Annotated in this window: 18 protein-coding genes; 8 read left to right on the top strand and 10 right to left on the bottom strand. The window is 60.2% G+C overall.

Annotated elements, in window-relative coordinates:
* The 6 genes from pnuC (at position 1) to CWE01_RS18400 (ending at position 5,188) form a co-directional block, all read left to right on the top strand.
* Positions 1 to 615 (top strand): nicotinamide riboside transporter PnuC, encoded by a 615-nt coding sequence (gene pnuC / locus CWE01_RS18425; protein WP_100941967.1) that lies wholly within the window; start codon positions 1 to 3, stop codon positions 613 to 615.
* Between the two features lie 73 nt (positions 616 to 688).
* Positions 689 to 1,426 (top strand): UTRA domain-containing protein, encoded by a 738-nt coding sequence (locus CWE01_RS18420; protein ID WP_100941966.1) that lies wholly within the window; start codon positions 689 to 691, stop codon positions 1,424 to 1,426.
* A gap of 130 nt (positions 1,427 to 1,556) precedes the next feature.
* Positions 1,557 to 3,155, top strand: coding sequence for a lactate dehydrogenase (locus CWE01_RS18415; RefSeq protein ID WP_256579379.1), 1,599 nt, complete (start codon positions 1,557 to 1,559; stop codon positions 3,153 to 3,155).
* Positions 3,156 to 3,572: 417 nt separating this feature from the next.
* Entirely contained in the window at positions 3,573 to 4,058 is a 486-nt protein-coding gene (locus CWE01_RS18410) for a Spy/CpxP family protein refolding chaperone (protein WP_100941965.1), read from the top strand.
* 167 nt (positions 4,059 to 4,225) lie between these two features.
* On the top strand, positions 4,226 to 4,786 hold the full coding sequence (locus CWE01_RS18405; RefSeq protein ID WP_100941964.1) for a YSC84-related protein: 561 nt from the start codon (positions 4,226 to 4,228) through the stop codon (positions 4,784 to 4,786).
* A 60-nt stretch (positions 4,787 to 4,846) separates the two neighbouring features.
* Entirely contained in the window at positions 4,847 to 5,188 is a 342-nt protein-coding gene (locus CWE01_RS18400; RefSeq protein WP_100941963.1) for a hypothetical protein, read from the top strand.
* Between the two features lie 12 nt (positions 5,189 to 5,200).
* Here the strand turns inward: CWE01_RS18400 and CWE01_RS18395 are convergent, their stop codons facing one another.
* Together CWE01_RS18395 and CWE01_RS18390 are read right to left on the bottom strand one after the other, a co-directional pair.
* Complete coding sequence (locus CWE01_RS18395; protein ID WP_100941962.1) at positions 5,201 to 5,401, bottom strand: hypothetical protein; 201 nt, start codon at positions 5,399 to 5,401, stop codon at positions 5,201 to 5,203.
* Between the two features lie 87 nt (positions 5,402 to 5,488).
* Positions 5,489 to 5,773 (bottom strand): hypothetical protein, encoded by a 285-nt coding sequence (locus tag CWE01_RS18390; RefSeq protein ID WP_100941961.1) that lies wholly within the window; start codon positions 5,771 to 5,773, stop codon positions 5,489 to 5,491.
* Between the two features lie 362 nt (positions 5,774 to 6,135).
* On the opposite strand from CWE01_RS18390, the gene CWE01_RS18385 reads away from it, so the two are divergent.
* A complete protein-coding gene (locus CWE01_RS18385) occupies positions 6,136 to 7,719 on the top strand; it encodes a diguanylate cyclase domain-containing protein (RefSeq protein WP_100941960.1) in 1,584 nt (527 codons plus the stop codon).
* 5 nt (positions 7,720 to 7,724) lie between these two features.
* Here the strand turns inward: CWE01_RS18385 and CWE01_RS18380 are convergent, their stop codons facing one another.
* The 7 genes from CWE01_RS18380 to CWE01_RS18350 form a co-directional block, all read right to left on the bottom strand.
* Complete coding sequence (locus CWE01_RS18380) at positions 7,725 to 8,456, bottom strand: Crp/Fnr family transcriptional regulator (RefSeq protein ID WP_100941959.1); 732 nt, start codon at positions 8,454 to 8,456, stop codon at positions 7,725 to 7,727.
* A 104-nt stretch (positions 8,457 to 8,560) separates the two neighbouring features.
* Positions 8,561 to 9,475: a LysR family transcriptional regulator gene (locus tag CWE01_RS18375; RefSeq protein WP_100941958.1), complete on the bottom strand. Its 915-nt coding sequence runs from the start codon at positions 9,473 to 9,475 to the stop codon at positions 8,561 to 8,563.
* Positions 9,476 to 9,663: 188 nt separating this feature from the next.
* A complete protein-coding gene (gene ycaC, locus CWE01_RS18370) occupies positions 9,664 to 10,290 on the bottom strand; it encodes an isochorismate family cysteine hydrolase YcaC (protein ID WP_100941957.1) in 627 nt (208 codons plus the stop codon).
* Positions 10,291 to 10,359: 69 nt separating this feature from the next.
* Positions 10,360 to 12,198 carry an amidohydrolase gene (locus CWE01_RS18365; RefSeq protein ID WP_100941956.1) on the bottom strand — a complete coding sequence of 613 codons (1,839 nt, stop codon included), beginning with the start codon at positions 12,196 to 12,198 and terminating at the stop codon, positions 10,360 to 10,362.
* Complete coding sequence (locus CWE01_RS18360; RefSeq protein WP_100941955.1) at positions 12,195 to 12,827, bottom strand: antibiotic biosynthesis monooxygenase; 633 nt, start codon at positions 12,825 to 12,827, stop codon at positions 12,195 to 12,197. The genes CWE01_RS18365 and CWE01_RS18360 overlap by 4 nt, the downstream gene beginning before the upstream one ends.
* A complete protein-coding gene (locus tag CWE01_RS18355) occupies positions 12,820 to 13,767 on the bottom strand; it encodes a LysR substrate-binding domain-containing protein (protein WP_100941954.1) in 948 nt (315 codons plus the stop codon). The genes CWE01_RS18360 and CWE01_RS18355 overlap by 8 nt, the downstream gene beginning before the upstream one ends.
* Before the next feature lie 20 nt (positions 13,768 to 13,787).
* Positions 13,788 to 14,612, bottom strand: coding sequence for an alpha/beta fold hydrolase (locus CWE01_RS18350; protein WP_100941953.1), 825 nt, complete (start codon positions 14,610 to 14,612; stop codon positions 13,788 to 13,790).
* A 130-nt stretch (positions 14,613 to 14,742) separates the two neighbouring features.
* Here CWE01_RS18350 and CWE01_RS18345 point away from each other — a divergent pair, with 130 nt between their 5' ends.
* Positions 14,743 to 17,544, top strand: coding sequence for a winged helix-turn-helix domain-containing protein (locus CWE01_RS18345; protein ID WP_100941952.1), 2,802 nt, complete (start codon positions 14,743 to 14,745; stop codon positions 17,542 to 17,544).
* On the opposite strand, the gene CWE01_RS18340 is transcribed toward CWE01_RS18345, so the two are convergent.
* A complete protein-coding gene (locus CWE01_RS18340) occupies positions 17,491 to 18,987 on the bottom strand; it encodes a winged helix-turn-helix domain-containing protein (protein WP_100941951.1) in 1,497 nt (498 codons plus the stop codon). The genes CWE01_RS18345 and CWE01_RS18340 overlap by 54 nt on opposite strands.
* Positions 18,988 to 19,091: the final 104 nt, after the last annotated feature.

Here is a 19,091-nt window from a genome sequence, read left to right as displayed (position 1 = left end):
ATGTCCACACTTGAAATCATCGCAGTACTGGTCAATGTTCTCGGCGTCTGGCTCACGGCCCGGCGTATTCGCTGGTGCTGGCCGGTCAGCGTCGTTGCCGTGCTGCTTTACGCCTGGATTTTCTACGATGCCAAACTGTATTCCGACACGCTGCTGCAAGGCATCTTCGCCGTGTTGCAGGGTTATGGCTGGTGGCGCTGGAGCCAGGGCGGGCTGAGCGAGGGCAAGGTCCATGTGGCCCGTTTGTCCCTGCGCGAAGGCCTGCTCGGCCTGCTCAGCGGCGCCGTTGGCGCGGCGCTGCTGGGGGGCCTGATGGTCCACTTTACCGATGCAGCGGTGCCGTGGGTCGACGCCTCGCTCACCGCCTTCAGCCTGGTGGCCAGTGTCTGGGCGGCGCGCAAGTATGTCGCCAGCTGGTGGCTATGGATCGTGCTGGACGTGATCTACGTCGGCCTGTTCCTGTTCAAGGACCTGCAACTGACCGCCGCGCTGTACGCCGGCTTCGTGGTGCTGGCGATCTATGGCCTGCGGGCCTGGCAGCAGGACCTGAAGTCCCAGGAACAGCCGTCCCTCCCAGGGTCGGCGGACTCGACGAGCGGCGAGCTGATTCGTTAGTGTAGGCACCTTACACCCGGCGCCTGCCCTCCAGGCGCCGCGGTCTCTTGCGACCAACCGGCGGTCCCCCTGAATGCCTTTCGATCCCTTATCACCGCATTACCTGCGGATCCGCGACGAGATCGCCAGAGACATCAGCGCCGGTACTCCACCGGCCAATGAAAAGTTTCCTTCCGAACGCGACATGATCGAGCGCTTCGGCTGTACCCGCGTGACCTTGCGCCAGGCACTGCAACAGCTGGAAGCGGAAGGCCTGGTGTACCGGGAAAATCGCCGGGGCTGGTTTGTCAGCCCGCAACGCATCCGTTATGACCCGACCCGCATCACCGGTTTCATGGACTACGTCAGCAGCCAGGGTCGTATACCGAAAACCGAATGCCTGCAGGCCCGCCTGCAACCGGCTGGAGCCTGGCTGGCCAAGCGCATGGGCCTGGACTCGGCGGACGAGCCGGTGTTCTTCCTGCAACGCCGACGCTGGATCGACCGACGCCCGGTCTTGCTGGAATTCAACGCCTTGCTGGCCAGCTGGTGCCCGGGCCTGCTGGAAGAAGACTTGAACACCTCTCTCACCCGCCTGCTGCGCGAGCGCTTTTCGCGGGTGCAGTCGCGTTGCGAGCTGGAGATGCATATCGGCACGGTCAACGAGGAACAGGCGCAGTTGCTGCAACTGTCGGTGGGTTCCACCAGCGTCTACCTGGAACGCCTGAACTTCGGCGAAGCCAACCAGCCGGTGGAATTCGACCAGGAATTCTGGCGGCCCGATGCGCTGTCGATCGTGATGGAGACGCGGTATCCGGGGACAGCTTCCTGAATCCCGCTATGACAAGGGTTCAGTGCACTGGACAAAAGTTCTCCGGTCTGCCAAAGACACCCTAAAGTTATTTGTGTCGTCGTCGATACACTCCTGTACATAGAATAATTCTCTTGCTCCAGGAGGTTCCATGACAGGGATATCGTCGATCAATGTTTTGACGCTGAACCCTTCCCCGCTTGTAGGTAATCAGCCGGCTGGCGTCCAGTCTGTCGCAACAACCGCTGCTGTTTCCGCACCGGCCGCCACCGTGATTCTCGGCCAGACCAATGTGGTCGAAATCAACACCTACAATGCCCGTGGAGCCTTGCCTAACGCCGCGCTGCAACCTGCCTGGGAAAGCAGCCCGCTGGACAAGGTGTCGTTCACGATGGGCGGCAACTTCAGCAGCAGCTCCAACTCCAATGCCTCGCGCTTTGCCGGTCTGGGTGCGGCGTTGCTGTCGCAGTTGGCCGATGGCAAGAAGAACATCTCGCAATCGGTTATCCAGCAGTCCGGCAGCAAACCGCTCAACGCCGCCGAGCTTGCGGCCGCGCAAGCCAAGCTGCACGGCAGCAATGCCGACAGCACGATCAGCCTGACCCTCAAGACCGCCAGCGGTAAAACCGTGACCTTGAGCCTGTCAAACCAGGACGATGGAATGGCCGTGCAGGCCCAGGTGGAAGGCGGCGACCTCACGACTGAAGAAAGTGCGGCCCTGGAAAAAATGGCCAAAGGCTTCCAGTCGGCGATCGATGGTTTGACCGCCGAGCCGCCTCAACTGAAGCTGGATGCCCTGACCCAGTTCGATTCGAAGGTGTTTTCGTCGGTCGACCTGAGCACCAAGCTCAAGCTGGGCGACAACAGCGTCCAGACCCTGGAGTTCCACGCCGACAACCAGAAACGTTCGGTGAACATGAGCGGCCCTTCGGGTGATCTGCAACTGTCCGTGGACCTGAAGAGCCAGGCGATTCTCGGTAATGCCAGCCAACAGGCCAAGGCCCTGCAGAGCTACCTCAAGCAGATCGATGCGGCTGCCGCCCGAGGTCACGCCGACCGCGATCTGATGTCGATGTTCAAGGATGCGTTCTCCTCCCTGAACAGCAACTATCCCGCCACCCGTGCGACCTCCACGCCGGCAACCGTCGATCCACTGGCACCCACCAATCTGGACCGCAAGCTGTTGAGCGGCCTGGCGGACTTCTCCGCGTCGATGACGCAGACAAGCCAGTCAAGCAACCCGATGCGTCCCAGCGAGCGGGATACCTTTGCTTATAACGTGTCCCAGACCACTCGACTCACAGGCAGTGATCCGCAGAATCGCTCCATTAAGCAGGACCAGCAATCGAGCCTGACCGCCAGCTATCACCAGGCGCTGTCCGGGGGCCAGAAGCTGAAGCTGTCCACCAACGCGGAATCGCAGAACTACCTGTTCTACCAGGTCGACGACCAAGCCAGCAGCCAGACCAATATCGGCTACAAAGACGGTGAGTTGACCAATGCGTCGGTGACCCAGTCGGCCAGCCAAACCACACATATCTCCAAATACGTGATGGGCCACCTGGTGAGCCAGACGTCGACTCCGGTCAACACATCGAAAACCCAGAGCTTCCTGAATGTGCTGGAACAGGCATTGCACCCGGAGACAGCGGACAAGACGTCATCGGGCGTTGCGCGCTTGAAGGAAACCCTGGATGGCCTCCAGGACAAGGTACTGCTGGATTCGTACCCGAAAAAACTCAACAGCTGACCCTGGGGGTCAGCCTTACCCCAGCCACATGGGCAAGAGGGCGGGTCTTTACCCGTCCTCTTGCCGTGGACCTACCCGCGATATTCCTGACTCCCTCCTCGCTCGTCACCGTAGTAACGGCCATGGTCACGCCCGCCACCGTGTCCGCCATCATGCCAAAAAGGCCAACAGCCCCCCAACAGCAGGGCGCCAGAAAGTATCAGGATCCATAGGCTCGTGCGTTTCATGTGATCGTTCTCCAGTGCAACGGATTAGCGGCTGCTCTCATTGCCATGGGCAAGTGTTGTTGGCACAGCAAAATCCCTGAATGCCGGGTAAGGAACGATGACATATCATCGACAGTTCGTCGGTTCGCTGCCGCGCTTAGTGGTAAGGTTGGCGACATAGATGCCGCCCTTTTAATCCGGATAGACGAATATGAAAAACTTCGCATTCAAAGCGGCCCTGCCCGCCGTGTTGATGCTGGCCGCCCTCAGCGCTTCTTTCTCGGCACCGACGATGGCAGCGAGCAGCTCTGACGCTGTCTCACAGGCAGCCGCCCGTCATGCCAAAAAATACGAAGACCTGGTAGAAAAACGGATCAACGAACTGCACGCCAAACTGAAGATCACCGACAAGCAGTCCGTCCAGTGGGAGGCCTATGCGAAAACCATGCGTGACAATGCACATGGCACCGATAAAGCCTACCTGGATCAGGCGCAGAAGCTGCCCTCGCTGAATGCCGATGACGCGATGCAGTCCTATGCCAGGCTGGCCCAGATGCACGCGGACAATCTGCACAAGCTTGCCACTTCATTCAGCGCGTTGTACGGCACGCTTTCCGCCGATCAGAAAAAGACCGCCGATAAACTGTTTCGCAGTGAGCGCGGGGAGCGCCACGAAGTCGCGGATAGATTTCATTGATGTGAAGTGTGTTGTGCGCTACCGAACAGACATGGGTCGGTAGCGGCTCCTAACCTGATCAAAGGTCGGCCGTGGCCGAGTCATGATCGGATGATCGCAGATACGGCCACGAGCAGGGCCATCGCAATGACTTTGTTCATCCGTATCACTGGCATTGGAGTACAACCATGACCTCTTCACTACGCTCACTTCTCTTTATCGGCGCTGCAACCCTGTCACTGCTTTCCACGGGGTTGCTCAATAATGCAAGCGCCGCCACCGCCGAGGATCTGAACAGAGACTCCCGACAGGCGTTGCAAATACTCTACAAAGCTCATCCATTTGCCGAAACCATCTCGCACCGGGCCAAGGCTATATTGGTATTCCCTAAAGTCATCAAAGCCGGCCTGGTATTTGGTGGCAGTTATGGTGAAGGGGTCATGTTCAGCGGCCCGAAAGTGGACGGTTACTATAACTCCGTGACCGGTTCATGGGGACTGCAGGCCGGCGCCCAGTCTTATGCCTATGCGGTGTTCCTGATGACTGACAAAGCGGTCAACTACGTCCGTGAAACCAAAGGCTGGGAAGTCGGTGTCGGCCCTACCGTCGTCCTGGTTGACCAGGGAATCTCGAAAAACCTGTCGACCTCGACCTTGAAGGACGATGCCTATGCGTTTGTCTTTGACCAGCAGGGCCTGATGGCGGGCGTCAGCATCGAAGGCACCAAGATTTCGCTGATCAAACGTTAGACCCTCCATGCCCCGCCTCTGGGGCATGTAACCCTGGCGTACGCGCCAGGAAGGTTCGTCATGAATACCCTGACCATCGAAGGCTGGTACAAGACCAGCGAAACCAGTAAACCCGTGGAATTGGGGCAAATCCATTTCCACGTCAGCGTCGCTGACCATCTGCGCCTGGAACAGGCGGAAGAGCGCCTGAACAAGACCCACGAAGCGGAAATCATGGTGGATGTCGACATGAGTCGGATGGAGCTGATCATGCCGCAGGAATGCGGTCCGTTATCCGATTGTCAGTTCCGTGTCTATTTGAGCACACGGGACCAACGTGGACAGTTTCATCTGGTCGGACATCGCGAGAGTGACGGCAGTCTGGTCTATAGCAACGCGGTGATGATCGACCAACTGGGTTAGCAGGGCTATTGCTCAAGGCAATCGCTCCCAGACTTCCGCATTGGCCAACTCCCTGTCGGTCACGTGTCTTGCACGGCCACTGACAGGGCTCAGTTCATAGCTGCCGACCACCTCACAAACCGCCAGATAACGCACACCACTGAGCTTATGAAGATAACGCAGTAGTGGGTGGCACTGCGCGTTGATGCGCAGTACCAGGGCTGAATCGGTCATTGCGTTCATGGTCATGCCTGCTGCAGCGAAGACTGCTCTGTTATTATTTTTATTCTGCTCCTGATCGCCGCCATGCTCTGTACGCCATCACACGAAGGGTTGCCCCTGGAATCCCCGTGGCAGTCTCTGCAGCCCTGGCAGTGCAGTGAGTCTTTCCTGCCAGGAAATGCGCCAGCCGTTGACGCCACGCATCCCCTTGGCTTTTCGCGCGGATCGGCGCGCTGCATTGCGCGCATCTTTACGAGCCGCCTTGAATGCATCGGTACCACGACAGCTGCGGCATTTCACACGGGCAAGTTCGACAGTGGAGGTGAGGTTGTCGCCATGATGGCCGCAGGCGAGATGCCCGGCGACCTTGAAGTGAGTGAGCATGGATAAGTGTCCTTCGGAGTGAGTGCGCAGCCCGGGATATAACTCAGTCGCTCGGCTGCACGGGGCCCATCGGTATGTAACGAGGGACCGCTACCTGGCAATCCCATGTCCCGAGTTTGATTGATCGCCGGCAGATGATCTGTTCGCTGAAGCACATAGGCTCCGCGAACAGTCCATTGATCCGATGGTTTAACTCAAGTGGAACCGTTACCCCTTTGAACGGTCGCGCGCAGAACAATGTTTTTCAAACCATTCTGTCTAATAATGAAACTATCCGATAAGCCCAGCTGACTATAGAGAAGACTGTTCTTTCCTCATCACAATAATTAATAACGAAAGCTCCCGGAAAGAGAAGAGATCAGATGAGCGACAAACTTGAGGGCGATGAAAAGGCGCTTTTCACCGCCAAACGCGAGCTTGCCAGGATCGACGAGGAAGCACAGAAGGCGCAAGCAACGCTGAGGCGTTTGAAGGAGGCACTGTTGCACGCCCAGAAACGCCTGAGTGAAAGTCAGAGACAGTGTAATTTGCTCGATGCCAATGAACACTTGGTGGTGGAAATAATGCGCTTGCACAGTGACGCGGAAACGACAGCGAAGACACTCGACCAAGTCGTGCATTTCGCGGATCTGGATGAACTGACCAATCTACCCAATCGACGTCGGTTGCTGGAACGCATAGAGCGCTCCATTGGTCACTCCATCCGACATGACGACGGTTTTGCCCTGCTGTTCCTGGACGTTAACGGCTTCAAATACATCAACGACAAGCTTGGGCATGCGACCGGAGACCTTGTGCTGAAAAAAATAGCTCAATGTCTGACGACCGCCGTCCGCGAGACTGACACGGTCAGTCGTTACGGTGGCGATGAGTTCTTGATTCTACTCAGCAACGTATCGAGAAAATCGGATGCGATGTCGGTCGCCGACAAGATATTGAGCACATTCGGCTCCCCCCATCCGATAGGTGACCAGAGCCTGCGCCTGTCAGTCAGCATTGGCATCAGCGTGTACCCCGAGGATGGGACCAACCCTCAAACGCTGATCGAGAAGGCCGATGTGGCCATGTACCAGGCCAAACGAGCAGGGCCTGACAAGTTTCAGTTTCACGGCGAGCAGGTCCCCGGCTTCCTGGATCCAACGCCTGGCAACGCCGTGGACCGGCATGTTGAGATTATGTGCGAAGCCAACGAGCAACTGGTCATGGCCGCCCTCGGAGCTCAAAAGCTGCAGTCGGATGCTGAACACGCCCTGCAGCAGCAGAAAGATCTCCTGGCCAGGGAGGCTCACGAATTGCGCAACCCGCTCACGCCATTGGGCAAGACGGCGGGTTTGCTGGCAAGAGTAAAACTGGCGGACTTGCCTCGCATCCAGGCAACTATCGAACAGCAGGTTCGGCACATGTCACGCCTGGTTGAAGACCCGCTTGATATAACCCGTGTCGATGCCGGGAAGCTGAAGCTGGATCGGCAGTCCATCGATCTGAACAACGTCATCAACGAGGCCGTGGGGTCTTGTCACTCCTTGATAGAGGCACGCTTTCAGTACCTGAAGGTGCAACTCTGCGAGCCCCCCGTGTTCATTGAAGGGGACGCCGTGCGACTGGCTCAGGTTTTCTGCAATCTACTGGACAATGCCTCCAAATACACACCCAAACACGGTGCGTTGTCGCTTTGCATGCGCAGAATCGAGCAGAACGTGGAGGTCGTGGTCGCCGATAGCGGGATCGGCATGACCGCGCAGATGTTGCCCCTGATATTTGACCCCTATGTTCAAGACATGGCAGCAATGCGCTTCAACTGTGCAGGCCTAGGTATCGGGCTCACGGTGGTCCGAGAACTGGTACAGGCCCATCACGGCAGTGTAGAAGCTAAAAGTGGGGGCCTGGATTTAGGGAGCCAGTTCATTATCATTCTTCCCCTCCCCGGGCTGTTGGAATCAATCTAGCTTGCCTATCCGTGGGCCGGCCGAGAGGGCACGTAGGGCAGCAAGCGGTCGGTTTCCTTTTTGACCACCGCGTAGCACTCGCAACTCAGTTGCTCAAGTTTGGCCCTGTCCAGCACCTTGATATGCCCGCGGCTGTATTCGATGACCCCCAGGCGTTGCAGCTTGCCAGCGGCATCGGTCACCCCTTCCCGACGGACACCGAGCATGTTGGCGATCAACTCCTGGGTCATGGTCAGTTGATTGTCCTGCAGGCGATCGAGAGACAACAACAGCCAGCGGCATAACTGCTGATCGATGGAGTGGTGCCGGTTGCAGACCGCGGTCTGGGCCATCTGGGTAATCAATGCCTGGGTGTAGCGCAGCATCAGCTGGAGCATCTCCCCGTGGCGATTGAACTCGTCCTTGAGCCGCTGGCCAGGCAACCGGAAGGCATGCCCGGCGCTCTGGACAATGGCCCGGCTGGGCGTACTTTCGCCGCCCATGAACACCGCGATGCCGATCAAGCCCTCGTTACCGACCACTGAAATCTCCGCCGAGGCTCCGCTTTCCATCACATACAGCAGGGAAACAATGGAGTCGGTCGGGAAGTAGACATGACGCAGCGCATCGCCGGACTCGTAGAGCACCTTGCCCAACGGCAGGCTGATCAGTTCGAGGCAGGGCAGCAGGCGTTCCAGCGCGTCCACGGGCAAAGCGGCCAGGAGATGGTTTTGTTGCGGCTTGGGAGCATCGAGCATATCCGCCACCGTTCAAGGAAAAATGCCTCGCGTACCAAAGATTAGGCCAAAGTGCGCTATGTGCGTTAGCGCACAGAACCGCCCATCGGTTTCCCTGTGCACACTCAAGTGTGTCGAGCGCTTTGACCGGGGGTAACACCGCAATCCAGCCGTTCACGCAAGAACTCGATCAGCGCCCCCACCGGTCGAGAGCCCTGGCGATGCTGCGGATAAACCGCCGATAAAGCCAACGGCTCAGGGCAGAAGTCAGCCAGTACCGGCACCAGCCGCCCATCCTTCAAGGCCGAATCGACAATGAAGGTCGGCAAATAGGTAATCCCCATGCCGGCGATGGCGGCGTCCTTGAGCAACTCACCGTTGTTGACCCGCATCCGTCCCCTGACATTGACGATCAATGGCTTGCCCCGCCCTTCGAAACGCCATTGCACCTGACGGCCGTGGCCGTAAGGCAGGCAGTCATGGGCTTGCAAATCCTCGGGTTTGGCCGGGGTACCGCGCGTGCTCAGGTAAGCGGGACTGGCGCAATACACCCGCTGGATGGACCCGATACGTCGGGCAATCAGCGTCGAGTCTTCCAGCACCCCGATGCGCAATGCCAGGTCGTAGCCCTCACCGAGTAAATCTACCGGCCGGTCGCTGAGATCGACTTCAACTGTAACGTCGCAATAGCGCTGCAAAAAAGCCGGCAACACCTCGCTCAAATGCGCCATGGCAAACGACAGCGGAGCACTCAAGCGAATAGTGCCACGGGGCTCGACCGTCTGACCGGCGATGCCCTGCTCCACTTGCTCGACTTCACTGAGCAGGCGCAAAGCCGACTCGTAATAACTCTGCCCCAAGAGCGTCATATCCAGCCGCCGGGTCGAGCGATTGATCAGTCGCACGCCCAGACGTTCCTCCAGTTGCATCAGACGCCGGCTGACAAACTGCTTGGACAGGCCCAACTGATCCGCCGCTGCGGTGAAGCTGCCGGAGTCCATGACCTGGCAAAAAATGCGCATATCTTCAAACGGGTTCATTGTCACTCTCTGGTTGACAGTCAAACACGTTATAGCGACTTTTCCCCGTTCTGACAGCCCATTAACCGCTATCCAGGGTGTTGATGAGTCCTGGATTGAAAGGCCCGCTGGATGGTTGCAGAAACGTTGATCCAAAAAAATGCCCGCACAGTGGCGGGCATTCATTCAAACCAGTAGCGCAGCAGAACTTATCTGGCGGCCAGGGCCGAATAGCTGTTCATCAAGTTGCGATAGTTCGGAATGCGCGGCGACAACAGGTTCGCCAGACCTTCCATGTCGTTGCGCCAGTCGCCTTGCAGCTCGCAGGCTACCGAGAACCAGTTCACCAGTTGCGCACCCGCCGCCGTCATCCGTGCCCATGCCGCCTGCTGCACGGTTTCGTTGAACGTGCCCGACGCGTCGGTGACCACAAACACTTCAAAGCCCTCCGCCAGGGCAGACAGGGTCGGGAACGTCACGCATACGTCGGTCACCACGCCGGCAATGATCAGTTGCTTGCGACCGGTCGCCTTTACCGCCTTGACGAAGTCGGCGTTGTCCCAGGCATTGATCTGGCCAGGGCGCGGAATATACGGCGCATCCGGGAAGAGTTCCTTGAGCTCCGGCACCATCGGGCCGTTCGGGCCGTTTTCAAAGCTGGTGGTCAGGATGGTCGGCAGTTTGAAGAACTTGGCCAGGTCTGCGAGCGCCAGTACGTTGTTCTTGAATTCGTTGGGTGAGAAATCCTGCACCAGCGAGATCAGGCCGGTCTGGTGATCGACCAACAGCACAACGGCATCATCTTTGTTCAGACGCTTGTACGGAACGTTGCTCATGTAAAAACTCCTTGGTGGATGGATATTGCACAGGGTGCCGACAGCTTTGGCCGGCGCTTTTTTTGATTGTCAGAAAGCAAAACACGAGCAGCCGAACGCGCCCCAGAAACCCTGGAAGTCACTGACCGGTGCATTCGACAGACGCGCCCGCTCATGGCTGTGGGAGTGAACGGCACAGGGCCCACTGCAATGGTGAACCTGAGCCTGCATCGGCGACGTCGGGCGCCAATGACCGGGCACCTTGGCGACCGGCGACCAATCCGGTAGCACTGGCACGCTGGCTGGCCCGAGTTTTTCGAATTCTCCGGCGGCATACACCACCTTGCCGCCGACCACCGTCAGCAGCGACTCGATCCACTTGATGGCCTCTTCTTCGACCTGGAAAAAATCCGCGGTCAGGGCGACAACGTCTGCCAGTTGCCCGACCTTGATCTGGCCTTTCTTGCCCTGCTCGGAAGAGAACCAGGCGCTGCCATGGGTGAAGAGCTCCAGTGCGGTCTGCCGGGAAAGCCCTTCGCGGTGCAATTCCATGCCGCCCACGGTACGCCCGCTGACCATCCAGTACAGTGAGGTCCACGGGTTGTAGCTGGAAACCCGCGTGGCATCGGTGCCCGCGCCGACAGGGACACCCTCGGCCAGCATACGTTTGATCGGCGGCGTGGCTTCGGCAGCCTTGGCGCCATAACGCTCGACGAAGTATTCGCCCTGGAACGCCATGCGGTCCTGAATCGCAATACCGCCGCCCAACGCCCTCACCCGTTCGATGTTCTGCGGGGTAATGGTTTCGGCATGATCGAAGAACCAGGGCAAGCCATTGAATGGAATGTCGCGATTGACCTTCTCGAACACATCGAGCATTCGGCTGATGGATTCGTTGTACGTCGCGTGCAAACGGAACGGCCAACGTTGCTCCACCAAATGGCGCACAACCGGTTCCAGCTCTTCTTCCATGGTCTGCGGCAGGTCCGGGCGCGGTTCGAGGAAGTCTTCGAAGTCGGCGGCGGAGAACACCAGCATCTCCCCGGCACCGTTGTGCCGCAAGTAGTCGTCGCCCTGGTGCAAGGTGACGCTGCCGGTCCAGTTCTTGAAATCGCTCAGTTCTTCCTTGGGCTTTTGGGTGAACAGGTTGTAGGCGATGCGAATGGTCAGTTGCCGGTCCTTGGCCAACTGCTCGATCACCGCATAGTCATCCGGGTAATTCTGGAAACCGCCACCCGCATCGATAACGCTGGTCAGGCCGAGACGGTTGAGTTCACGCATGAACTGGCGAGTCGAGTTGACCTGATACTCCAGGGGCAACTTCGGTCCCTTGGCCAGGGTCGAGTACAGAATCATCGCATTGGGTCGCGCCACCAACATGCCCGTCGGGTCGCCTTTGGCATCGCGCACAATTTCACCGCCGGGCGGGTTCGGCGTATCACGGGTATAGCCGGCCACCCGCAGTGCGGCGCGATTGAGCAAGGCGCGGTCGTACAAGTGCAAGACGAATACCGGCGTGTCCGGTGCGGCCTGGTTGAGTTCTTCCAGGGTCGGCATACGCTTTTCGGCAAACTGGAATTCGTTCCAGCCGCCCACCACCCTCACCCATTGCGGCGTCGGCGTGCGGTCGGCCTGCTCCTTGAGCATGCGCAGCGCATCGGCCAGGGAAGGCACACCTTCCCAGCGCAGCTCCAGGTTGTAGTTCAAGCCACCACGGATCAGGTGCAGGTGCGAGTCGTTGAGGCCAGGGATGACGCAACGGCCCTTGAGGTCGATGACCTGGGTGCTCGAACCGCGCAAGGCCATGGCTTCGGCATCCGTACCCACCACCACAAAGCGGCCGTCGTGGATCGCCACCGCACTGGCGAGGGGCTTGGCACGGTCAACCGTGTGGAATTGACCATTGAACAAAATCAGATCGGCGTTCATCGCGTTTCCTCGGACGAAGTGGAATGGGACGGGGCGGCGGTCAACCAGGGAGCAAACAGTCGGGTCGCCAGGGGCATGAACAGGTACACCACCGAGAGCACGATGGTCAGGGTGATCAGGAAGGTGGAGATCAGGTAATTGGAGAGGAACGCGTCGAGCCGCAGTACCGGCCCCCAGATCAGCGGCACCAGAAGGGTGTGCGGCAGGATCACCATCAATGTCAGCACCGCCTGCTTCCAACGCGGGGGTGGCGAGGCGGCATCCGCCGGCGGTGAAAACCAGAACGCATTGACCGGATGGACCTCGGTCCGATCACCGTCGGCGAGCATCGGGGCGGCTTCGTTGACCAGCTCCAGCCGCTGCGGCGAATCAAGCCAGCGCTGCATCGCCTCGGTGGAGCAGAAGCGCAGCACGCAGGTGAACAGGTCGAGACCGGCACTCCTGCCACGAATCACGTCCACGCCCAAATGCCCCTCGCGCTGCCCGGCAATGCCGACAATGCGCCGTAGCCAAGCCTCATAGGAGGCCTCGAAGCCAACCTTGACCCGGTGTTTGACGATCAGTGTCACGACTTCATCAGCCCCCCGCACCGGGCGACTGACAAGATCGAGGCGCGTGGAATCAGCCATGATACGAAGCTCCAGCGAAGGGATCGGGGATGTTCAATGGTTCAGACATGTACTGGCTGATCCGCGAACGTAACCAGCGCTCAGCCGGGTCGTTGTCGTGCACGCCACTCCAGGCCATCGACAGTTGCGCCGCCTCGATGGGGAATGGCGGCTCTTCCGCTCTCAAGGCACCGCCTTCAACCAACGCGCAAGCCGCGTAGTCGGGCACTGTGGCGATCATTTCGGTACCGGCGAGCATCGCCCGCAAGCCACTGAACTGCGGAACCCCCAGCACCACCCGCCGGGTACGGCCGACCTTGGCCAGGTCGAGATCGATATTGCCGCTCAGGTCGCCGGAAAACGACACCATGGCGTGGGGTCGCTGACAGTATTCATCGAGCGTCAGTTGACCGGGGCGATTGTCACCGCGTAACACTTTGCAGGGGATATCACGCAGCCTCTTGCGCTTGGCGTTGGCCGGCAACTCGGTGGTGTAACTGACCCCGACGGAGATTTCCCCGGATGCCAGCAAGGCCGGCATCAACAGATAATTGGCCCGACGCACCACCACAACGACCGCCGGCGCCTCCTCCTGCAACTGCCGGAGCAACGGCGGAAACAAACCGAACTCGGCATCGTCCGAAAGGCCGATGCGAAACACCTCGCAGCTGGTCGCCGGGTCAAACGCCTTGGCCCGGCTGACCGCACCCGAGATGGTGTCCATCGCCGGTTGCAACTCTTTGAGGATCGCCAACGCCCGCGCCGTCGGTTCCATCCCACGACCGTTACGCAACAGCAGCGGGTCGTCGAACAAATCCCGCAGGCGTCCCAGCGCAGCGCTCACGGCCGGCTGCCCCATGAACAGTTTTTCAGCCACTCGGGTCAGGTTCTTTTCGAACATCAGGGCCTCGAAAATCACCAACAGGTTCATGTCGACGCGACGCAGATCGTTACGGTTCATCAGTACGCGCTCACAAGCAATCAACCCTTGAGGAACGCCAGCAGATCGGCGTTGAGTTGATCCTTGTGGGTGTCGGTCAGACCATGGGGGGCACCGGGATAGACCAACAGCTTCGAGCCTTTGATCAGTTTGGCCGAGGCGATGCCGGCGGCCTCGATCGGCACGATCTGATCGGCGTCGCCATGCACCACCAGGGTCGGCACGTCGAACTTCTTCAGGTCTTCGGTGAAATCGGTCTCCGAGAACGCCTTGATGCAGTCATAGGCGCTTTTGTGGCCGGCCATCATCCCTTGCATCCAGAACCAGTCGATCATGCCCTGGGAAGGTTGAGCACCCGGCTTGTTGAAACCAAAGAACGGCCCGCTGGCGACATCCTTGTACAACTGCGAGCGGTCGGCCAGGGAGCCCTGGCGCAGGCCGTCGAACACCTCGATCGGCAAACCGCCCGGGTTGGCTTCGGTCTTGAGCATCAGCGGCGGCACCGAAGAAATCAGTCCCGCTTTGGCAACCCGTCCGGTACCGTGACGACCGATGTAGCGGGCCACTTCGCCACCTCCGGTGGAGAAACCGAACAGCACCACGTTATTCAGGTCCAGCAGCTCGATCAATTGGGCCAGGTCGTCGGCGTAGGTGTCCATTTCATTGCCAAACCAGGGTTGGCTGGAGCGGCCATGGCCACGACGGTCATGAGCGATGACCCGATAACCCTTGGAGGCCAGGAAGATCATCTGCGCCTCCCAGCTGTCGGCATTCAGCGGCCAGCCGTGGCTGAAGACGATGGGCTGACCGGTACCCCAGTCCTTGTAGTAGATCTCGGTACCGTCACGGGTGGTAAATGTGCTCATGGCGATTGCTCCTCGGGGTTATCGTTGCAAGAAGGCTGAGCTTTGCGTTGAACTTGAAGGATTGGATTTTTGAACGTAGAACGGGCACAGGACGAGTTAAACGTTGTTAATTTTCCAGAGGAGTAAGCTGTTGGCCCTTCCCCCCGCGCAGGCCGTGCTTTTCGGCCCCTACCGGATCTACCCCGGACAACGTCTGGTCATGGAGGGCGATCAGCGCCTGCGCCTGGGGCGGCTCGCCCTGGACATTCTGTTGATCCTGCTGGAGCACGCCGGGAATGTGGTCAGCAAGCAGCAATTGATCGCCCGGGTCTGGCCCAGAAGCGTTGTCGAAGACACCAATCTGCGCGTGCACATCGCCGCACTGCGCAAAGCCCTCGGCGACGGCCAGGCTGGCCAGCGCTACATCATCACGGTCGCTCAGCGTGGCTACAGCTTTGTCGCGCCCTTCTCTCTCGAGGCTATCGAGCAAAGCCCCGGGAGCGCCTCGGACGAGCCCAAGGGTCATAACCTGCCCGTACGTCGCACCCGCATGATCGGGCGCCACGCCTTGCTGGACAGCCTCGTGACACAACTGCCCGACCAGCGCTTCATCACCCTGGTCGGCCCCGGTGGCATCGGCAAGACCACCGTGGCGCTGCGCGTTGCCGAACAGCTGATCGGTCACTACCGTGACGGCATTCGACTGCTGGACCTGGCGCCGATCCATGACCCACGGATGATCAGCGCTCATCTGGCAACGCTGCTGGACCTGGCGCTGCATGACGGCGAGCCGGTGAACTGCCTGGCGACCTGCCTGCGCGAGCGGCAGATGTTGCTGGTCATCGACAACTGCGAACACCTGGTCGATGCCATCGCGTTGCTCTGCGAAAGCATCCTGCGCGCGGCGCCACAGGTGCATATCCTGGCCACCAGCCGCGAGAGCCTGCGGGCCGAAGGCGAATTCGTGCAACGCCTGGAGTCGCTGGACTGCCCGCCGCCCATCGCCGCACTCAACCGCACTCAGGCCTTGGGTTTTTCGGCTTTGCAATTGTTTGTCGAGCGGGCGATGGCCAGCCACGACAGTTTTGAATTGGCCGACCACGAGCTGCCCCTGGCGATCGAAATCTGCCGGCGCCTGGACGGTATTCCCTTGGCGATCGAGCTGGCGGCGGCGCAAGTGGCCAACCTGGGAATAGAGGGATTGCTGACGCAACTACAAGGCAGCTTTCGCCTGCTGACCCAGGGTTCCCATACCACACTGGGTCGTCATCAGACCTTGCGTGCCACGCTGGACTGGAGCTTCGAACTGCTCAGTGCCTGCGAGCAGGCCTGTCTGCGCCGACTGGGCATCTTCAGGGGAGGATTCACCCTGGCGTCGGCGGCGGCGGTGATCGTCGGCGAACATATCGCCTCAGACCTGGTTTTTGCCTCGATCACCCAACTGGTGGCCAAGTCCCTGCTGAACGTGGAAGTTGGTGACGAGGAGGTGTTTTATCGCCTGCTGGACACCACCCGCAGCTACGCCCTGGAAAAACTCGACCAGGCTGCCGAGCTGACGGAGGTCCGCGAGCGTCACGCCGAACGTTGCCTGGCCTTGATGCACCAGGCTCAAGAGGACTGGGAACTGACCCTGTCCGAGCTATGGATCGAACGTTACGCCCGAGGCCTGGAAGACATCCGCGCGACACTCGACTGGGGCTTGAAGGGCGATGGCCCGTCTTTGTTGGCAATCCGTTTGACAGCCGCCTCGACGCCGCTGTGGCAGGAACTGTCGCTACTCAAGGAACACGGCGGGTATGTACGCAAGTCTCTGGCCCGTCTGGAGGCAGCCGCGCACCCCTGTCCTCGCTTGACCATGGCCCTCAAGCTCGCCCTCGGCAGCTCCTGCTACCACGCCCAGGGCGGTACCGCCGAAACGGTCGACGCCTTCGTCAGCGCCCGAGCCCTGGCCGAAAGCTGCGCCGATGTGGCCGGCCAGCTCCGGGCGGTATCCGGGCATATGGCGGTCAACCTCAGTTGCGGTCACTACCAGCAGGCCCTGGAGCAAAGCCGGCAGTTCGACCGACTGGGTCTGCTCGGCAACGGGACCGCCGCGATGTCCCTCAGCACCCATCGCTTGCGGGTGCTGGCCCTGCACTTTGCCGGGGACCAGCCACAAGCACGGGAGAATGCCGAGCAAGTCATCCAGCGCATGGCCCAGAGCGGCCACCTCAATCGCTTCACCCGCGGCTTTGGCGTGCAGTACGACCAGAGCGTTGCCGCCCTGACGATCCTGGCGCGGATCCTCTGGCTGCAAGGCCATCCGGAAAAAGCCTGGCACACGGCTCGCCAGGCCCTGGATATCGCGATCCAGATCAACCACGGCACCTCCATCTGCTACACCCTGGCGCTGTCCGGTTGCCTGATCGCCCACTACAACGGCGACACTGGGACGGCCCGTGAACTGTTGCGCCTGCTGCTGGAGCAGGCACAGAAGCACTCGGTGCTGCTGTTCTACCGCTGGGCCCGGGGCTATGCCCAGGTGATCGATAGCGCCGCAGAGTACTCGTCGCCGCCACCCGGCACCGGGCTGATCAAGGACATCATGGTGACCCTGGACACCGGCTTCCTCGATGACGCCTTGCTGGAACGCGCCGAAACCGGCATGGCCGGCTGGAGTACGGCGGAGATCCTGCGGGCCAGGGCCAATACGCTGCTGACAGCTAACTGCGCGAGCGCGGCCGAGACGGTTCTGCTCAAGGCGCTGGCCGTGGCAAAAGCACAGGGTGCACTGGCCTGGGAGCTACGTAGCGCCACCTCACTGGCACAGCTTTGGCAACGCCAGGGCCACTTCCAGCAAGCCCATGAGCTGCTCGCACCACTCTACGCCCGATTCACCGAAGGCTTTGCCACACCGGACCTAACCAACGCTCGTCAGTTGCTCGACGAGTTGCAACGACACCGTGCCCCGTGATGCCCAATGTGCCGGGCTGAAGTAGCGGGCATAGCGCATTTCAAACGCCCGCAGCAGCCCACCGTGCTCAAGCTTCTCCAGCGCGAAGGCGCGGGTGGTGTTGAGCAGCCGGTAACGTGTCATGCCGTTGCGCTGTTCGACCGACAGCAGCGATTTGCGCGCCAGTCGTTCCACCACGTCCACCAGACTGGTGGGTCGCAGTACCACACAGCTGATGGCACCGACGGCGGCCTCCAGGGTAAAGGCCATTTTGAACACCGCCAGCCCCTGCAACACGGTTTGCTCCAGCGGGCTGAGGCGCTGGTAGCTCCAGTCCAATGCGGACTTGAGGGTCTGATGCCGTGGAACCGCAGTGCGTCGGCCTTGGGTCAGCAGTTGCAGGCAGTTGCCCAATTGGGCTTGCAGTCCCACCAGTGCCAGCGCATCGATCTGCGCCGCCGCCAGCTCGATGGCCAACGGCAAACCATCGAGTCGACGGCAGATTTCGCGCACGGCCCTGAGGTCCCGTTCGCGCAAGCAAAAGGCTGGCTGACGGGCCCGAGCCCGGCTGACAAACAGCTGCACGGCCGAATAGCCCATGACGTCGGCCACACTGTGCAACGCCGACGCGGGCGGAACGGCCAGGGGCGGCACGTGCAGCACTGTTTCAGCCAATGCCCGCAGCGGTTCGCGGCTGGTGACCAGGATCGACAGTCGTGGCGCCGAAACCCGCAATGCCTCGACGACTGCTCGACAGCCTTCGAGCAGATGCTCGCAGTTATCGAACACCAGCAAGGCGTGCCATGGCATCAGGGCGTCCACACCGCTGTCCAATTCAAGGGTGTGAGCCAGATACCCGATGATCCGCGCGGGATCATCGATTGCCGCCAGATCGATAATCCAGACACCGTCGCGGTAGTGCTGCAACAGTAATTCAGCCACACGCAACGCCACTGTGGTCTTGCCGATGCCGGCCGGACCCGCCAGGGTCATGAAACGGTGGACGGGCAACTGCCGGACCACACTACCGACCATCGAGTCTCGACCGGTAATGGAGGTCAACCGCGCAGGCAGGTTGTGCTGGCGCTTGTTTAAGGTATCGATCGCGAGCGCTGTACCTTGCGCCACCCGCTGCACCGGGGCGATGAAGACATAACCACGCGGGGGAATGTTGACGATGTAGCGCTGCCCCTCCAGGCCATCACCGAGGGCCCGACGCAGGGCGGCGATGTGCACGCGCAGATTGATTTCCTCGACCACCGAGGTCGGCCAGACCCGCGCAATAAGCTCGTCCTTGCCGACCACATTGCCGGCGCGCTCAACCAGCACCTGCAAAATATCCAGCGCCCGCCCACCCATGCGCAGCGGTCGATCACCGTCGAGAATCAACCTTTGCCGCGGGTGGAACATATAGGGACCGAAGCGCAGCGGCCCATCGCGGTTTAAATCTCTGAGGTCGTTCATGCACGCTCACGTGCTGAAAACCGGGTTCGGCCCAAAGGTACTGCATTCTCCGTTGCGCGCGTTGACCCAGGCTCCCGCACCTCCATGGCTAAAAGTTCATGGGT

Origin of the sequence: Pseudomonas sp. QS1027, assembly GCF_002814235.1 — a bacterium.
Classification (GTDB): Bacteria; Pseudomonadota; Gammaproteobacteria; order Pseudomonadales; family Pseudomonadaceae; genus Aquipseudomonas.
Note: the sequence above shows the minus strand (reverse complement) of the source record. Positions and strands in the feature narration are given on the sequence as shown.